Source organism: Jannaschia sp. R86511, from assembly GCF_042466345.1.
GTDB lineage: Bacteria > Actinomycetota > Actinomycetes > Actinomycetales > JBBAYJ01 > Aquipuribacter.
Genome location: NZ_JAXHCD010000001.1, coordinates 2016144 through 2032145, shown reverse-complemented (window position 1 = coordinate 2032145; position 16002 = coordinate 2016144). Strand labels below are relative to the sequence as shown.

Here is a 16002-nt window from a genome sequence, read left to right as displayed (position 1 = left end):
ACCCACCACATCCCTGGGAGACCCGATGACCACCACGCCGACCGGCCTGTCCCGCCGCCACTTCCTGCACGCCCTCGGGGTCACCGGAGGAGCCGGCGCCGTGCTCGGCGCCATGGAGACCCTGGGCGTCACGCCCGCCGCCAGCGCCCACACCATGGCCTTCTCGGCCCCCCGCTCCGGCGACTTCACCCTGCAGGGGCGCAGCAACGGCAAGCGCGTGGTCGTCCTCGGCGCCGGGGTCGCCGGCCTGGCCGCCGCCTACGAGCTCACCAAGGGCGGCTACCGCGTGTACGTGCTGGAGGCGTCCCGCCGGGTCGGCGGCCGCAACTGGACGGCCCGGCGCGGCGACATCTCGGTGGAGTCCGACGGCACCCGCCAGCGCGCCCAGTTCGACCGGGGCCAGTACATGAACATGGGCCCGGCCCGCATCCCCCAGCACCACACCACCATCGAGTACTGCCGCGAGCTCGGCGTCGAGCTCGAGGTCTTCGCCAACGCCAACGCCTCCGGGTACTACTACAACCAGCCCGCCGGCAACGTCAGCGGCCCGCTGGCCAGCACCCCGGTCCGGCACCGGCAGGCCAAGGCGGACCTGTTCGGCTACACCTCCGAGCTGCTGGCCAAGGCCGTCAGCGCCGGGTCCCTGGACGCCGAGCTGAGCGCCTCGGACAAGGAGCAGCTGATCGGCTACCTGCGCTCGTTCGGTGCCATCAACACCAGCAACACCTACACCGGCAGCTCCCGGGCCGGGTACCCCGAGGACGCCGAGCCCGGCGGCTGGTTCGACACCGGCACCCCCAACCCGCCGCTGGACCTGAGCGCGCTGCTGGCCTCGGGCGTGGGCCGCAACTTCAGCTTCGAGGCCGGCTGGGACCAGGCCATGCTCATGTTCCAGCCCGTCGGCGGCATGGACGCCATCCCGACGGCCCTGGCCGAGCAGCTCCCGCTGGGCGTCAACTACGGCGCCGCGGTCACCCGGATCGAGAACACCAGCACCGGGGTCACCGTGTCGTACTCGCAGAACGCCACCACGCGCCGCATCGACGCCGACTACTGCATCTGCACCATCCCGCCGCAGGTGATGACCGGGATCGACTCCAACTTCTCGGCGCAGGTCAAGGCGGACCTCGCCGTCCCGGTGGGCAACAACGTCGGCAAGGTCGGCCAGCAGTACAAGCGCCGCTTCTGGGAGACCGACGACGGGATCATGGGCGGCATCACCAACACCAACATGGACATCGGCACCATCTGGTACCCGTCCTCGGGCTACCTGGGCGAGAAGGGCGTCGTCGTCGGGTCCTACAACTTCGGCGGCAACGCGACGGCGTTCGGCAACCTGAGCCCGGCCGAGCGGATCGAGCGCACCGTGCAGCGCGGGTCGCTGATCCACGGCGACGCCTACCGCAGCGAGCTCGAGACCGGCTTCACGGTGGCCTGGCACAAGATGCCGCTGCAGAAGGGCGGCTGGGTCAGCTGGCCGTCGGGCACGCAGGGCGGTCCCGACACCCCCTACGGCCGGCTGACCGAGCCCGCGGGCAACGTGTACTTCGCCGGTGACCACATGAGCCACGTCATCGCCTGGCAGCACGGCGCCTTCGAGTCCGCCCGCAAGAGCGTCACCGCCCTGCACGCCCGCGCGCTCGCGTCGTGAGGTCGCGGCTGCCGCCCCGACCGCGGCAGCCCGGCCCGACGCCGCTGCGCCTGCCCCCGCACCACCTCCGCCGCACCACCTCCGCCGCACCACCTCCGCCGCAGCCCGACGAACAGGAGACCCATGTCCCTCCGCCCGAACGCCCGCCCCCGCGTCCGCCCCCGCGTCCTGGTGGCCGCCTCCGTCGTCGCCGGCATCGTGCTCGGTGCCGGTGGCGCCGCGGTCGCCGCCGACCTGGTCCCCCGCCCCCGCGAGGTGGTCTACACCATCCCGCCGCTGTCCAACGGGGGCGTCAGCCCCGACCCGTTCCTGGCCGCCGGCGTCGGCATGGGCGGCAACGTGGCGACCTACACCGCCTCGGGCACCGGCCCGGCCGCCCGCAACACCGCCGCGCCGGCCGGCTCGCCGGAGCGCTACATCGACTACGCGCTGCTGGCCGAGCTGTACCCGACGTTCGTCCCCACCCCCGAGCAGCGGGCGGCCGGCGCGCTGCCCCCGGGGGTGACCATCACCGAGGCGCAGGGTCTGAACGCGATGGCCCGGGTGCAGGAGAACTTCGCCGCAGCGGGGCTGCAGCTGGACGCGCTGACCTACATGCGCATCTACGTCGACAACCCGCCCGGCGCGGCCAGCGGCGACTACAACGGCTGGAACCGGGCCTACCGCAAGTACGTCGCCAACGTCAGCCGGACCACGGGCGACCTCATCCCCGCCTACGCGCCCGTCCTGTACGAGAACGAGACCCGGCCCGCGCGGGCCAACGTCGAGGTTGCCACCCTGCCGGTGGCGGGCTGGCTGGTCGAGATCGAGGCCGAGGGGCACTACGGCTCCCGCTGAGCCGCCCCCGACCGACACCGCGATCGACACCGCGACGCCCCCGACCGCCTGCACCGCGGTCGGGGGCGTCGTCGCGTCCGTCCGGGTCGTCTAGGTTTCCACCGACCCGCCCCCTACGGACGAAGGGCCGACGATGACGTCACCCGGCACCACCACCTCGCGCCGCAACCCGTTCGAGCGCGTGATGCGCCCCGTCAACACCGTGGTCGAGCGGTACATCCCCAGCGCCCTGGTGTTCGCCATCGTGCTGACGTTCGTCGTCGCGCTGCTGGCCCTGCTGCTGACCGACGCGGGCCCGGTCGACGTGCTCGTCGGCTGGGGCGACGGCCTGGCCGGGCTGCTGGCGTTCATCACGCAGATGGCGCTGATCCTGCTGCTGGGGCACATGCTGGCCAACACCCGGCCGGTCCGGCGCCTGCTGCGCGTCCTGGGCGGGCTGCCGCGGACCCCGGTGCAGGCGTACGTGTTCGTGTTCGCCGTCGCCGCGGCCGCGTCCCTGGTGCAGTGGGGCCTCGGCCTGGTGGTCGGCGGCCTGCTGGCCCGCGAGGTCGCGGCGCAGGCCCGTGAGAAGGGGCTCCGGCTGCACTTCCCCATGCTGGTGGCGGCCGGGTTCTCGGGGTTCGTGGTCTGGCACATGGGCTACTCCGGGTCCGGTCCGCTGACGGCGGCCACCGAGGGCTCGTTCATCGCCGAGCAGCTGGGCACGACCATCCCGGTGGCCGAGACCACCTTCGCGACCTGGAACGTGGTCGCGGCCCTGGTCACGGTGCTCGCCGTCGGGGCGGCGCTGGCCCTGGTGTCACCCCGCGGCGACGACGTCACCGAGCTGGCGGTGGACGCGCGCGTGGCCGACGTGGCCCTCGACGACGAGGTCGTCACCCCGGCCGACCGGGTCGACGCCAGCCGGGTCCCGACGCTTCTGCTCGGCCTGGCGCTGCTGGCCTACCTGGTCGTCTACTACGCCCGCGGCGGCAGCCCCACCCTGGACATCGTCAACTGGTCGTTCCTGGCGCTCATCCTGCTGCTGGTGCGCAGCCCGTTCGAGGCCGTCGCGCTGACCCGGGAGGCGGCCGCCAACGTGGGCGACATCCTGCTGCAGTTCCCGCTGTACGCCGGGATCCTCGGGATGATGACCGCGACCGGGCTGATCCAGGTGATCTCCGACTTCTTCGTCAGCGTGTCCACCGAGCAGACGTTCGGGCTCTTCGCGTTCCTGTCGGCCGGGCTGGTCAACTTCTTCGTGCCCTCCGGCGGCGGGCAGTTCGCCGTGCAGGCGCCGATCATGCTCGACGCCGCGGCCCGGCTCGGCGTCGACCCGCAGGTGGCGATCATGGCGGTGTCCTACGGCGACCAGTGGACCAACATGATCCAGCCGTTCTGGGCGCTGCCGCTGCTGGCGATCGCCGGGCTCAAGATGCGCGACATCCTCGGCTACACCACCGTCACGCTGCTGGTGTCGGGTGTGGTCTTCGCGGCGACGCTGCTGCTGGTCGGGCCGGGCTGAACGGCACCGCCCGCGCGGGCCTGTCGCCGGGGCCGTGGACTCCGTAGGCTCCGGCCGCGTGAGCACCCCACACCCTGCGCCCGGCTCCACCTGGGAGGACGTGGTCGCGGACGCGGCGGGCCACGGCCGCGCGGCCCCTCTCGCGGAGCTGCCGCCGGTCGACCCGGCCGGGGTCGAGGCGGTCCTGGCCCGGGTGCCGGCCGGCCCGCAGGACCGGGACCGGGCGGTCGTGCTGCCGGTCCACGCCGCCGTGCTGGCCGAGGTCGACCCCGCCCTGGCCGGCGACCACGGGCGGATCCAGGACCGTTTCGACGAGGCCCTCGCCGCGGTCGAGGCACGGCCAACCGCTGGTGCGTCGGACGACGCCTCGCCGGCCGACGGCGACCCGGGCGACGGTGCCCCGGGCGATACGGCAACCCCCGTCCGCAGGGGCGCCGGCGCGGCGAGCTCCGTCGTCCTCGTCGTCCTCATGGTGTCGGCCTGGCTCACCACGCTGCGCGCCATGCGCGAGGGCTTCGACGGGGTGACGTGGACCTGGGTGGTCGTGGCCGGGCTGGCGCTGGCGCTCGGCTGCGCGGCGCTGCTGGCCACCCGCCGCCTGATGGCCCGGCCCGTCGCCCCGGACTGGGGCCGCGGCACGGGGTTCGCCCTGGTCGCGGTGGCGGCCGTCGTGCTGCTGGGCTCGGTCCTGTTCCGGCTGTACGGCGGCAGCACGATCGAGCCGGAGATCCTGCCCCAGTTCGTCCTGCTGGTCGTCATCACCGCCGCGGCCGCGCTCGGGTGGCTGCTGCTGCGCCACCGGTCCACGGCCGGCGCGCGGCCCGGGGCCCCTGCCGTGGAGCAGGCCCGCGCCGCCGAGCTGGCCCGCGCCGCCGAGCTGGAAGCACGGCTGGACGCCGACCTCGACGCGCTGCACGCGGCCGTCCCGGCCGAGACCGCCCGCCGGGCCCTGGCCCTGGAGCTGGCCGCGCTCGGTCGGCTGTACGACACCGGCCGGCTGGGCCCGACCGCCGCCGGTCCCGCGGCGGCCGAGGCGCTGCGCCGCTGGTCCCGTCCGGGCGCCTGAGGTTCAGGCGGTCCGCAGCACCCACGCCTCCCAGGCCCGCAGCACCCGGCGGTCCTCGACGTCGGGGTGGTTGCCCAGCACCAGCTCGGCCTCCGTCACCTGGGCCAGCAGGTCGGCCACGTCCACCGGGGTCGAGCCGACGTTGCACACCACCAGCAGCTCCCGCCCGGCCAGCCGGCGGGTGAACGCGTACAGGCGCTCGTGCTCCGGCAGCAGCATCCCGAACTCCCCCAGCTGCACCACCGGGTCGTCGTGCCGCAGCGCGATCAGGCGGCGGTGGTGGGCCAGCACCGAGTCCGGGTCGTCACGCTGGGCGGCGACGTTCCAGTCGACGTGGTCGGGGTTGACCGCCAGCCACGGCGTGCCGGTGGTGAACCCGGCGTGCGGCGAGGCGTCCCACTGCACCGGGGTGCGGGCGTTGTCGCGACCCGAGTGCCGGATCGCGGCCATCACGTCGGCCAGGTCGTGCCCGGCGGCGAGCGCCTCGCGCGCCCAGTTGACGCTCTCGATGTCGGCGACCTCGTCCAGGGCGGCGAACGGGTGGTTGGCCATCCCGATCTCCTCGCCCTGGTACACGTACGGCGTCCCGCGGTGCAGGTGCAGCAGCGTGGCCAGGCAGGTGGCCGACGCCCGGCGGTGCTCCGGTGAGTCGTCGCCGAACCGCGACACGGCGCGCGGCTGGTCGTGGTTGTCCCAGTACAGGGAGTTCCAGCCGACGTCGGCCAGCCCGGCCTGCCAGCGACCGAACGACGCCTTGAGGTCCACCAGCGACAGCGGCTTCGGGTCGAACTTGCCGCCCGGGCCGTGGTCGAGGCCGACGTGCTCGAACTGGAACACCATGTCGACCTCGGCGCGGTCCGGGTCGGTGAACCGGCGGGCCTGCTCCACGGTGACGCCGGGCATCTCGCCCACCGTGATCAGCTGCGCGTCGCGCCCGGCGAACACCTCGCGGTGCATCTCGGCCAGGAACTCGTGGATCCGCGGGCCGCACACCGTCTCCGGGCTCCGGTCGCCGTAGGGCGAGCCGTCGTGCGAGGGCCCGTCGTGCAGCGACCCGTCGGCCTCGACCCGCTTGGAGATCAGGTTGATGACGTCCATCCGGAAGCCGTCGACCCCGCGGTCGAGCCACCAGCGCATCATGTCGAACACCGCCGCCCGGACCTCGGGGTTCTCCCAGTTCAGGTCCGGCTGCTTGCGGCTGAACAGGTGCAGGCAGTACTCGCCGGTGGCCTCGTCCAGCTCCCAGGCCGGCCCGGAGAAGAAGCTCTCCCAGTTGGTCGGCTCCGCCCCCGGCGCCCCGGCGGCCATCCCGTCGCGGGCAGGCCGCCACCAGTACCAGTCGCGCTTGGGGTTGTCGGTCGAGGACCGGGACTCCACGAACCACGGGTGCTCGTCGGAGGTGTGGTTGACCACCAGGTCCATGACCAGCTTCATGCCGCGCGCGTGCAGGGCCCCGATCAGCTCGTCGAGCTGGGCGAGGGTGCCGAAGGTCGGGTCGACGTCGCGGTAGTCGCTGATGTCGTAGCCGTTGTCGTCCTGCGGGCTCGGGTACAGCGGCGACAGCCACAGCACGTCGACACCCAGGTCGGCCAGGTGGTCCAGGCGCTGCAGGACACCGCCCAGGTCGCCGATCCCGTCGCCGTCGGAGTCGGCGAAGGACCGGGGGTAGACCTGGTAGACCACGGCCTTCGTCCACCACGGTGCGTCCTGCTCGGTCCAGCTCATGTGGGTCTCCTCTCGTGTCGCGCGCGAGTGTTCCACCGAAAGGACGAGGCGCGCCTGCCTCAAGACCGGCCCTCGCCGACCGATGCTGGACAGGACGGCCCGAGCAGCGGACCGACGGGCGAGGAACGACAGCCATGACCGGAGCAGCCACCACCCCGACGCACTACCACTGCACCGCCTGCGGCCACGAGCCGACCGACGACCCCCGCAGCGGCGGCGCCCTGCGCCACTGCGAGGTCTGCGGCTCCTGGGTCGCCGCCCCGGCCACCCTGGGACGCGACCTGGTGCTGCCCCACCTCGTCCCCGCCTGAGCCCGCGGCCGGGGCCGTCGGCCCTGTCGTCGGGACCCTGACGGGCTCTACCGTCAGCGGGTGAGCCCCGTGGCGACCGACCAGGTCGCGAACGTCGTGTCGCTGGTCCTGCTCATCGCGCTGCTGCTGGTGGCCACCTGGACCGCCGTCGTCGTCGTGCCCAAGGACCGGCGCCCCACCTCGGCCCTGGCGTGGATCCTGCTGATCTACCTGGTGCCGGTGCTCGGCCTGCTCGCCTTCGTCCTGATCGGCAGCCCCCGGCTGCCGGCGTCGCGGCGGGCCCGGCAGAAGGAGATGGACCGCCGGCTCGCCGACCGGGCCGTGGCCGAGGGCCTCGCCCACGAGGTGGCGCCGGGTCCGGCGTGGCTGGAGGGCGTCGCCCGGCAGAACCAGAACGTCGGGCACCTGCCCCTGCTGCGCGGCAACGACGCCGTGATCCACGTCGACTACGACGGCGGGATCGCCGCGATGGCGGCCGACATCGCCGGCGCCACCCGGTTGGTGCACGTCGAGTTCTACATCCTGTCGCTGGACGCGGCGACGGAGCCGTTCTTCACCGCGCTGGAGCAGGCCCTGGCCAACGGCGCCGAGGTGCGGGTGCTGCTGGACCACATCGGCTCGGCGGGCTACCCCGGCTACAAGGCCACGCTCGCCCGGCTCGAGGCCGCGGGCATCCCCTACCGGCTCATGCTCCCGGTGCAGCCCCTCAAGGGCCGCTACCAGCGCCCCGACCTGCGCAACCACCGCAAGCTGGTCGTGGTCGACGGGCTCGTCGGCTGGGCCGGGTCGATGAACATGATCGACCGGTCCTACGACAAGCCGAAGAACATCCGCAAGGGCCTGCAGTGGCAGGACCTGATGGTGCGGCTGCGCGGTCCGGTGGTGCAGGAGCTGGACGCCGTGTTCGTCACCGACTGGTTCAGCGAGAGCGACGAGCTGCTGCCCGTGCGTTCGCCCGTGCGCCCCGTCGACCGGGACGGCGTGGCCGACGAGGGCGAGCTGGCGATCCAGGTGCTGCCGAGCGGGCCCGGCTTCGAGACCGACAACAACCTGCTGATGTTCAACGCGTTGTTCTACGCCGCGCGCAGCCGGGTCAGCATCACCAGCCCGTACTTCGTTCCGGACGAGTCGCTGCTCAACGCCATCGTCGCGATGGGCCTGCGCGGTCTGGACGTCGAGCTGTTCGTGCCCGAGAAGGCCGACCAGTTCATGGTCCACCACGCGCAGCGGTCGTACTTCGAGGTGCTGCTGCGCTCCGGCGTGCGCATCCACCTGTACCCGGAGCCGTTCGTGCTGCACTCCAAGCACGTCAGCATCGACGACGAGGTCGCGGTGGTCGGGTCGAGCAACCTCGACATCCGGTCCTTCGAGCTCGACCTGGAGTCGTCGCTGCTGATCCAGGGCCGCTCGTTCGTCGACGCGCTGCGCCGGGTCGAGGACGACTACCGGGCCCTGAGCCGGGAGCTGACGCTGGCGGAGTGGCAGTACCGGCCGCGCCGGCACCGGGTGCTGGACAACCTGCTGCGGCTGACGTCGGCGGTGCAGTAGCCGGACCGGTCGGGGCGGCGCCGGCACGGTCGGGGCGGCGCCGGCACGGTCGGGGCGGCGCCGGCACGGTCGAGGCGGCGCCGGCACGGTCGAGGCGGCGCCGGCACGGTCGGGGCGGCGCGAGCGCGGTCGGACGGAGGCGTGCGAGCGCCGCCAAACGAAAGGGTGCGCGCAGGGGGTACTCCCGGGGTATGCCCATCGCAGTGGTTGCCTTCCGGCGCCGCTGGCAGGGTGGAGGCATGGCTGACTCCTCCCCCGTCGTGGTCGTGACCGGTGCCAACGGCCTGGTCGGCGCCCGGGTGTGCACCGCCCTGGTCGAGCGCGGTGCGCAGGTCCGGGCCGTCGTCCGCCGGGCCGGCACCGCGCCGGACCTGGCCGGTGTCCACGAGCACGTGGGTGACTTCGCCGACCCGGACCTGGCCCGGGACGTGGTCGCCGGGGCGAGCGCGGTGGTCACGACCGTGCACCCGATGGGCTCCGACCGGCAGGTGCAGCACGAGGTGGCCGTGCAGGGCACCCCGGTGCTGGCGCGGGCGGCCCGGGACGCGGGCGTGCCCCGCCTGGTGCACGTGTCCACGGCCGGGGTCTACGACCGCTCCCCCGGCGTCGGCGACGTCCGCGAGGACAGCGCCGTGGTGGGCGCGGACGGGGGCGACTACCCCGTCACCAAGCTGGACACCGACCGCGCCCTGGCCGAGGTCGACGGGCTGACCACGCTGCTCGTGCGCCCGCCGGCCATCCTGGGAGCCGGGGAGTCATCGGTGTGGAACACGCTGCGACCGGCTGAGGTGCGCGACGGCGAGCGCGGGGCGAACCCGGCCAAGGCGTTCGCGTGGGTGCACGTCGACGACCTCGCGAGCCTCATCGCCGACCTCGCGACGGGAGCGGTGGCCGACGCGGACGACCCCGAGGACGGACCGACGGCGGGCGGCACCACCGCGGTGGTGGTCGCGGGTGAGCACGCCACCTGGCGCGACTACCACGGCACGGTCTGCGAGGCCCTGGGCGTCGAGCCGGAGTGGACCGACGAGCCGGTGTGGACCGGACGGCTCGTGGCGGACCGGGCGCGACGATGGGGCTGGACCCCGCGCGTGAACCTGGCGGCCGCGATGGCCGAGCTGCGCACGGGGCTGTCCGGCTGACCACGGGTGCCCGGCTGACCACCGATGCGCCCGGCTGACCAGGGGCTGTCCGGCAGACAGCGGCCCCGCGCCGCGGCCCGGCAGGAGCCGGTCAGGAGAACGGGTAGCGGCTCAGGGAGCGGCCGGGACCTCGCGCGAGCCTTCGGACGTGATGACGTGCACCCCCAGCAGCCGCGGCCCGTCCGCACAGGCCCGGACGGCGGCCCGGGCCCAGGCCCGGTCGGCCTCACGCACGCTCAGCCCGTCGGCGCGGGCCACGGCGACCAACGCGGAGCCGCGGCCGTCGGTCGCGGCCAGGACGGTCCGCAGGCACTGCTCCCGCTCGTCGTCGGACAGCTCCTCGGGCATCTCGCCCACGACGACGGGGGTGAGGAGCCGGTCCTGCTCGTCGCAGATCAGGACCGCCAGGGCGCCGCTGCGGCGGTCGGCCTCGGGGACGACGAGGTCGAGCATGTCGGCGACGAACGTCGCACCGGTCAGCGGGCGGTCGGGGCCTCGGGTGGGAGGTCGGTGAAGGCCATGCCGCGATGGTGCCCAACCCGCGAGGCACGCGTCAGCCGTCATCCAGAGGGCCTCGACCGCACAGCGTCAGGGCGTCGACCGAGCAGCGTCAGGGCGTCGAGGGCGCAGCGTCAGGGCGTCGACCGCGTCATATGCGGCGCCGTCCCGCTGATGATCAGGTCCGCCCGGGCGCGGGTGGTCTCGATGAGCGCGGCGTTGCCACCGTCCACGGTCTCGGCCCAGGCCAGGGCCGCGTCCGGCGTGCGCCCGCCCGCCTGGTGGCGGGTGACGAGCCGGTCCATTCGGACCGCCTCGGGCGTCTCGCAGAACCAGGTCTCGGCCAGCACGTCACGCACCTGCGCCCACGGCTGCGCGTCGACCAGCAGGTAGTTGCCCTCGACGACGACCAGGCGGGCCGAGGCGGGGACCGCGACGGCCCCGGTCACGCCCTCGTCGACCGCCCGGTCGAAGCCCGGCGCGTACACGGTGTGCTCGGTCTCGACGAGCAGCCGTCGCAGCAGGGCGACGAACCCCCAGCCGTCGAACGTCTCCACGGCGCCCTTGCGCTGCCGCAGCCCGAGCCGGTCCAGGGTGGCGTTGGCCAGGTGGAACCCGTCCATCGGCACGTGCACGGCCAGCGGGTCGTCGGGGGCGGCGCCGGGGCCGTCCGACCCCGCGGGCTCGCCCTCACGCGCCGGCTGGTCCGCCCGCGCCGGCTCGTCTGCCCGCGCCAGCTGGTCCGCGCGGCTGGCCAGCGCCGCGGCCAGCGTGGTCTTGCCCGCGCCGGGGCTGCCCGTGATGCCCACCAGGGCCCGGCCGCCCGCCGGCACGAGCGACAGGGCGCGGCGGGCCAGGTCGTCGAGCTCGTCAGGCAACGGCCCGGGCCCTTTCGAGGTCTCCTGGTGGTTCCCGTCGGCGTGCACGCGGGCCAGCGTGCCACCCGACAGCCCACGGACAGCCGCGCGACAGTTGCGAGACAGCCGCGAGGCAGCCGCGAGGCAGCCGCGCGACAGCCGTCCGACAGCCGTCCGACAGCTGCAACGACAGTGCCGGGGCCCGCGAGGGGTCCGCGGGCGGGTGCCCGCGGACCCCGGCCGGTCAGGCCCGGACCGGCTGCTCGGACTCGGCGCGCGGCGCGCCCGCCTGCCCCGGCACCTGCGCCATCGACCCGACGGGCATGTCCGCGGTCACGTCGGCCTCGCCGGGCTCGGGCATGACGTCGCCGGGCATGGCGTCCAGGTCGATGACCCGGACGGTGGCGTCGACGACCATGGCGCCCACCGGCATCTCGGCGCCGTCGTCGACGTCGAGGTCGGCGCCCAGGTCGGTGCCCGCCTCGTCGGCGGTGAGGAACGGCTGGTTCTGCCACTGGTGCCACAGCGCGTTGTCGGTGCCGCGCGCGAACACCTCGATCCGGCCGTCCGCGTTGGCCGACACGGCCGGACGCGTGGTGATGACGCCGCCGCGCGAGGACCAGCCGGCCCACCCGGAGTTCGGCGCGGTCTGCCAGCGGTGCCACAGCGCGTTGTCGGTGCCGCGGGCGAACACCTCCATCCGGCCGCTGCGGTTGCGACCGACGGCCGGGTCGGTGGTGATGACCCCGCCGAGCGACGACCAGCCCGCCGACCAGCCGCTGCTCGGGGCGGTCTGCCAGCGGTGCCACAGCGCGTTGTCCGTGCCCCGCACGAACAGCTCCATCCGGCCGTCGGCGTTGGCGCCGACCGCGATGTTGGACGTGATCCGCCCGCCCAGGCTCGACCAGCCCGACCAGGTGCCGTTGGGCCGCACCTGCCAGTTGTGCCAGACGGCGTTGTCCGTGCCGCGCGCGAAGACCTCCATCCGGCCGTCGGCGTTGGTGCCCAGGGTGATCTCCGAGGTGATCACCCCGCCCAGGCTCGACCAGCCGGCCCAGGTGCCGTTGGGGGCGGTCTGCCAGCGGTGCCAGACGGCGCCGTCGGTGCCCCGGGCGAACACCTCGAGCCGGCCGTCGGCGTTGCGCGAGACCGCGGGCGGTCCCGTGATGACGCCGCCGAGCGAGCTCCAGCCGGACCAGCCGCCCCCGCTCTGCTGCCACTGGTGCCAGAGGGCGTTGTCCGTGCCCCGGGCGAAGATCTCCAGCCGACCGTCCTGGTTGCGGCCCACGGCGATCTCGGAGGTGATGACGCCGCCCCGGCTGGCCCAGCCGGACCAGCCGTTGCTGGGGGCGGTCTGCCAGCGGTGCCAGACGGCGCCGTCGGTGCCGCGCGCGAACGTCTCCATCCGCCCGTCCCGGTTGACGCCGACGGCGATGCCGCTGGTGATGACCCCGCCGAGCGAGGACCAGCTCGACCAGGCCGACGGCGGTGCCGGGTACAGGGCGCGGAACCCCGCGATGTCGTCCGCGGTGAGCGCGACCTTGGTGAAGTTGGAGCTGACGGTCGGGGCCATGACGGACCCGGCGACCGAGGAGTGCGCGAGCCCGACGATGTGGCCGAGCTCGTGCAGGGCCACGGTCTCCCTGTCGAACGCGCCCGCGACCGCCCCGACGCTCCAGGTGTGCTCGGTGTCGTCGAAGTGGACCGGCTTGGGCAGGGTGTTGGTGACGACGCTGCAGCCGGGCGGGAAGTCCGCGTGGGCCAGGACGCCGCCGACCATGGAGTGGTCCGGGTCGTTGGCGGGCCGCCAGCCCACCCGGATGTCCGGCGAGGCGCCGACGGCCACCTCGGTGAACATGAGCCCGCCGAGCGCCTGCCAGCTGGCGAAGGCCCGGCGCACGGCGTCGAGCTCGCCGTTGCCGGCGATATCGTTCGTCCCGGTGTCGAACGCCCAGGTCAGGGTGCGGTCCGTCCAGGCGCAGGTGGTGGCGAACTCGATACCGCCGCTGGGCGGGTCGGCCATGGCGCAGCGCGGCTGGGTCATGGCCTCGCGGGTGGCCTCGTCGAACTCGCCGGTGGGCTCCAGGCGGTAGAACTCCTGGAACCGGCGCAGGGCCTGCTCGGTGGACGTGTCCAGGGCGCCGGACGCGCCGGCGGCCTCGGTCGGGCGCAGGTAGCCGAACCTGGCCAGGAAGCCCTGGACCGCCTCGAAGCCGGGGTTGCTCTCGCCGGGCTGGGTGGTGGGGACGCCTTCGAGCTCGCGGAAGGCGCGGACGTCATCGGTCATGGGGTGTCTCCTGGGTGTGGGGTGATGCTGCGGATGATGCGGAGCGCGGTGTCGAGGTCCGCGTCGGTGCGGACGTGGACGGTGGCGGTGACGGCGGCCGGCCCGGCCGTGGCCAGGACCGTGCCGTCGGCGTCGTCGAAGGCCACGACCTCGGTGTCGGTGCTCGTGCCGGTGCTCGTGCCGGTGCTCGTGCCGTCGCTCGGCCGGGGCCACCGGCTCGAGCCGGGACCCGTGCGGTGGGAGGTCAGGCGGTCGCGGAAGGGGCTGGCGTCCAGGGTCAGGCGCAGGCCCGCTCCCTCGGCCACCAGGACCTCGCCGTCGACCCCCTGCTCACCGGTCGCCTCGAGGTCCACCGGGACGTCGAGGTCGATCCCGGCGAAGCTCAGACGGCGCCAGCGGGCGGCGGACGCGGACGTTGCGGTTCCCGGACGCGACATGTGCGGTCCTCCTCATACGGCGAGGTCGCAGGCAGGAGGACCCCGACGACGGCACTGATACGCCCGGGTCCGACCGACCCGAGTGAGACCGATTGATGTGACTGTTTATTTCTTCAACGGTTGACACAAGTCACGACGGGGTGTGGGATCGCGGGGCGCGGCCACGGCGGCCGATCACGCGGCACGAGGAGTCTCGATGACGAGAACGGTGCGATGGGCGAGCGTCCTGACGGCCACCACGACGGCGGGGGTGATGGCGGGGGTGATGGTCGCCGCGACCGGCTCGGCGCAGGCCGCGGCCGGGCCACCGGTCCCCCGCGTGGTCGGGGTCGACGCGGTGGTGGAGGTGCTGCCCGAGGGCCCGGTCGTCAACGCGGTCGTGCTGGAGTACGACCGCCGGGTCAACCTGCGGGGGGCCGACCTGGACCCGGCATCCTTCGACGTCCGGGTCAGCCTCAACGGCACCGTCGCCGAGCGCACCGAGACCCACGCGTACGTCAGCCGCAGCGGCGAACCCGGCGACGAGGCCCGCAACGGGACGTTCGTGGTCGTCGAGCTGGCCGCCACCGACCCCGGTCCGGGCGTGCTCACCTACAGCGGCGGCGTCAACCGGCGCAACGACCTCGAGGGCGCGTACCTGGTCGACGTGGTCGACGACGTGACCGACAACCGCGGTCGGGTCGTGCTGCCGGCCACGGGCGACCCGGTGGCCAACGACGACGTCGTCCGGCTCGTCGTCGACGACTTCCAGGTCCGCTCCACCACCGGGACCTCCGGCACGACGCTGCGCTACGGGATGTACACGCCGCCGCCGGCCCGCGGGCCGCAGGAGCTGTTCCCGCTGGTGGTGGCCCTGCACGGCGCCGGTGAGCGCGGCACCGACGGCACGGTGCAGCTGCTGGGCAACCAGCTCGCGGTCGCGTTCGCCGAGCCGGAGCGGCAGGCCACCGACCGCAGCATCGTGCTCGCCCCGCAGGCCCCGCCCCCGTCGCTGCAGCCGGTGCCGGCGGGGCTGTCGGTGTGGGAGGTGCCCGAGGTGCAGTCGACGCTGATGGAGCTCGTCGAGCGGACCATCGCCACGCAGCCGGTCGACCCCGACCGGGTGTACATCACGGGGCTGTCGATGGGGTCTATGGGGACGTTCGACATCCTGCCCCGCTACCCGGACGTGTTCGCGGCCGCGCTGCCGACGACAGGCCTGGCCGACCAGTCCGCCGCGCCCGTGCTCGCCGACATCCCGATCTGGGCCACGCACTCCGTGGACGACCAGACCGTCCGCTACGACCGTGACGACTCCGACGTCGCGGTGTTCCGCACCATCGCCGCGCTCGGTACCCCGGTCGTGTTCGACGAGTGGGCCGGCAACCTGCCGGACGCCGAGAACGAGGCCCGCGCCCGGGCGCAGTGGGACGCCGCCAAGGCCGCGGGGGCTGAGCACCTGTTCACCACCTGGACCGCGGGGACGACGCCGGTGAACGCGCACTTCGCGTGGGTCCCGACGTACTCCAACGCCGTGATGCTCGACTGGCTGTTCAGCCACGAGCGCGACTGACGCCACGGCTGACGGGGCCTCCCCCGGTCCGGTGTTCGCACCGGGCCGGGGGTTGGCCCCCTTGCCGGGTCGTGGCGGCCGTCACGACGATGACCTGCGTGAGAGCCGTCGTGCACGACAGGTACGGCCCGGTCGAGGACCTGCGCCTGGGTGACGTGCCGGCGCCGGAGCCGGCAGCGGACGAGGTGCTCCTCCGGGTCGCGGCGAGCTCGGTGCACGTCGACGCCTGGCACACGATCACGGGGCTGCCCTACGCGCTGCGCCTGATGGGCAACGGCGTCCGCGCACCGAGGGAGCGGGTGCCCGGCACTGACGTCGCCGGCACCGTGGCGGCGGTCGGGTCGGCGGTGACGCGGTTCCGGCCCGGGCAGCGGGTGTGGGGCGAGACCGTGCGCGGCATCCAGTGGCGCAACGGCGGCGCCTGGGCCGAGCTGGCGACCGCCCCGCAGGACGGGCTGGTGCCGACCGGGGACGACCTGGCCGACGTCGACGCCGCCGCGCTCGGCACGCCCGCCCTGCTGGCCCTGGAGGTGCTGGTCGACCAGGGCCGGTTCACGGCCGGGCGCAGCGTGCTGGTCAACGGGGCG

The 16002-nt window shown here is 74.1% G+C and carries 13 protein-coding genes and 1 pseudogene; 9 read left to right on the top strand and 5 right to left on the bottom strand.

Translation table 11 applies throughout. The features are described from left to right. The first annotated feature begins 25 nt into the window (after nt 1–25). The 4 genes from SJY06_RS09615 to SJY06_RS09600 all read left to right on the top strand — a co-directional run bounded on the left by SJY06_RS09615 (nt 26) and on the right by SJY06_RS09600 (nt 5058). The gene (locus tag SJY06_RS09615) at nt 26–1651 is read left to right on the top strand and encodes a flavin monoamine oxidase family protein (RefSeq protein ID WP_380166969.1); all 1626 of its coding nucleotides are present in this window, start codon (nt 26–28) and stop codon (nt 1649–1651) included. A 123-nt stretch (nt 1652–1774) separates the two neighbouring features. Then, on the top strand, nt 1775–2488 hold the full coding sequence (locus SJY06_RS09610; protein WP_380166967.1) for a Rid family hydrolase: 714 nt from the start codon (nt 1775–1777) through the stop codon (nt 2486–2488). Nucleotides 2489–2621: 133 nt separating this feature from the next. Next, nucleotides 2622–3992, top strand: a complete 1371-nt coding sequence (locus SJY06_RS09605) for a short-chain fatty acid transporter (protein ID WP_380166965.1) — start codon at nt 2622–2624, stop codon at nt 3990–3992. A gap of 58 nt (nt 3993–4050) precedes the next feature. Further along, the gene (locus SJY06_RS09600; RefSeq protein WP_380166963.1) at nt 4051–5058 is read left to right on the top strand and encodes a hypothetical protein; all 1008 of its coding nucleotides are present in this window, start codon (nt 4051–4053) and stop codon (nt 5056–5058) included. Nucleotides 5059–5061: 3 nt separating this feature from the next. On the opposite strand, the gene SJY06_RS09595 is transcribed toward SJY06_RS09600, so the two are convergent. After that, nucleotides 5062–6783 (bottom strand): alpha-glucosidase, encoded by a 1722-nt coding sequence (locus tag SJY06_RS09595; protein WP_380166961.1) that lies wholly within the window; start codon nt 6781–6783, stop codon nt 5062–5064. 134 nt (nt 6784–6917) lie between these two features. Here SJY06_RS09595 and SJY06_RS09590 point away from each other — a divergent pair, with 134 nt between their 5' ends. From SJY06_RS09590 to SJY06_RS09580, 3 genes are all read left to right on the top strand, one after another. After that, nucleotides 6918–7094: a hypothetical protein gene (locus SJY06_RS09590; protein ID WP_380166959.1), complete on the top strand. Its 177-nt coding sequence runs from the start codon at nt 6918–6920 to the stop codon at nt 7092–7094. 60 nt (nt 7095–7154) lie between these two features. Continuing rightward, on the top strand, nt 7155–8642 hold the full coding sequence (gene cls, locus SJY06_RS09585) for a cardiolipin synthase (protein ID WP_380166957.1): 1488 nt from the start codon (nt 7155–7157) through the stop codon (nt 8640–8642). A gap of 239 nt (nt 8643–8881) precedes the next feature. Continuing rightward, the gene (locus SJY06_RS09580; protein ID WP_380166955.1) at nt 8882–9784 is read left to right on the top strand and encodes an NAD-dependent epimerase/dehydratase family protein; all 903 of its coding nucleotides are present in this window, start codon (nt 8882–8884) and stop codon (nt 9782–9784) included. Between the two features lie 111 nt (nt 9785–9895). On the opposite strand, the gene SJY06_RS09575 is transcribed toward SJY06_RS09580, so the two are convergent. The 4 genes from SJY06_RS09575 to SJY06_RS09560 form a co-directional block, all read right to left on the bottom strand. After that, nucleotides 9896–10237: a hypothetical protein gene (locus tag SJY06_RS09575; protein ID WP_380166953.1), complete on the bottom strand. Its 342-nt coding sequence runs from the start codon at nt 10235–10237 to the stop codon at nt 9896–9898. A gap of 179 nt (nt 10238–10416) precedes the next feature. Then, nucleotides 10417–11208 (bottom strand): nucleoside/nucleotide kinase family protein, encoded by a 792-nt coding sequence (locus SJY06_RS09570; protein ID WP_380166951.1) that lies wholly within the window; start codon nt 11206–11208, stop codon nt 10417–10419. A gap of 175 nt (nt 11209–11383) precedes the next feature. After that, nucleotides 11384–13426: a matrixin family metalloprotease gene (locus tag SJY06_RS09565; RefSeq protein ID WP_380166949.1), complete on the bottom strand. Its 2043-nt coding sequence runs from the start codon at nt 13424–13426 to the stop codon at nt 11384–11386. After that, complete coding sequence (locus SJY06_RS09560) at nt 13423–13863, bottom strand: hypothetical protein (protein WP_380166947.1); 441 nt, start codon at nt 13861–13863, stop codon at nt 13423–13425. Before SJY06_RS09560 ends, SJY06_RS09565 begins: the two co-directional genes overlap by 4 nt. Before the next feature lie 196 nt (nt 13864–14059). Here SJY06_RS09560 and SJY06_RS09555 point away from each other — a divergent pair, with 196 nt between their 5' ends. Together SJY06_RS09555 and SJY06_RS09550 are read left to right on the top strand one after the other, a co-directional pair. Then, nucleotides 14060–15415, top strand: a complete 1356-nt coding sequence (locus SJY06_RS09555) for a hypothetical protein (protein WP_380166945.1) — start codon at nt 14060–14062, stop codon at nt 15413–15415. A gap of 89 nt (nt 15416–15504) precedes the next feature. After that, a pseudogene (locus tag SJY06_RS09550) lies at nt 15505–15870 on the top strand (alcohol dehydrogenase catalytic domain-containing protein); the annotation flags it as partial. Between the last annotated feature and the right edge of the window lie 132 nt (nt 15871–16002).

Excerpts from the sequence above, each read along its gene's own strand:
- SJY06_RS09615 (WP_380166969.1), top strand. The coding sequence starts at position 26 with ATGACCACCACGCCGACCGGCCTGTCCCGCCGCCACTTCCTGCACGCC.
- SJY06_RS09610 (WP_380166967.1), top strand. The coding sequence starts at position 1,775 with ATGTCCCTCCGCCCGAACGCCCGCCCCCGCGTCCGCCCCCGCGTCCTG.
- SJY06_RS09605 (WP_380166965.1), top strand. The coding sequence starts at position 2,622 with ATGACGTCACCCGGCACCACCACCTCGCGCCGCAACCCGTTCGAGCGC.
- SJY06_RS09595 (WP_380166961.1), bottom strand. The coding sequence starts at position 6,783 with ATGAGCTGGACCGAGCAGGACGCACCGTGGTGGACGAAGGCCGTGGTC.
- SJY06_RS09590 (WP_380166959.1), top strand. The coding sequence starts at position 6,918 with ATGACCGGAGCAGCCACCACCCCGACGCACTACCACTGCACCGCCTGC.
- SJY06_RS09580 (WP_380166955.1), top strand. The coding sequence starts at position 8,882 with ATGGCTGACTCCTCCCCCGTCGTGGTCGTGACCGGTGCCAACGGCCTG.
- SJY06_RS09575 (WP_380166953.1), bottom strand. The coding sequence starts at position 10,237 with ATGCTCGACCTCGTCGTCCCCGAGGCCGACCGCCGCAGCGGCGCCCTG.
- SJY06_RS09565 (WP_380166949.1), bottom strand. The coding sequence starts at position 13,426 with ATGACCGATGACGTCCGCGCCTTCCGCGAGCTCGAAGGCGTCCCCACC.
- SJY06_RS09560 (WP_380166947.1), bottom strand. The coding sequence starts at position 13,863 with ATGTCGCGTCCGGGAACCGCAACGTCCGCGTCCGCCGCCCGCTGGCGC.
- SJY06_RS09555 (WP_380166945.1), top strand. The coding sequence starts at position 14,060 with ATGACGAGAACGGTGCGATGGGCGAGCGTCCTGACGGCCACCACGACG.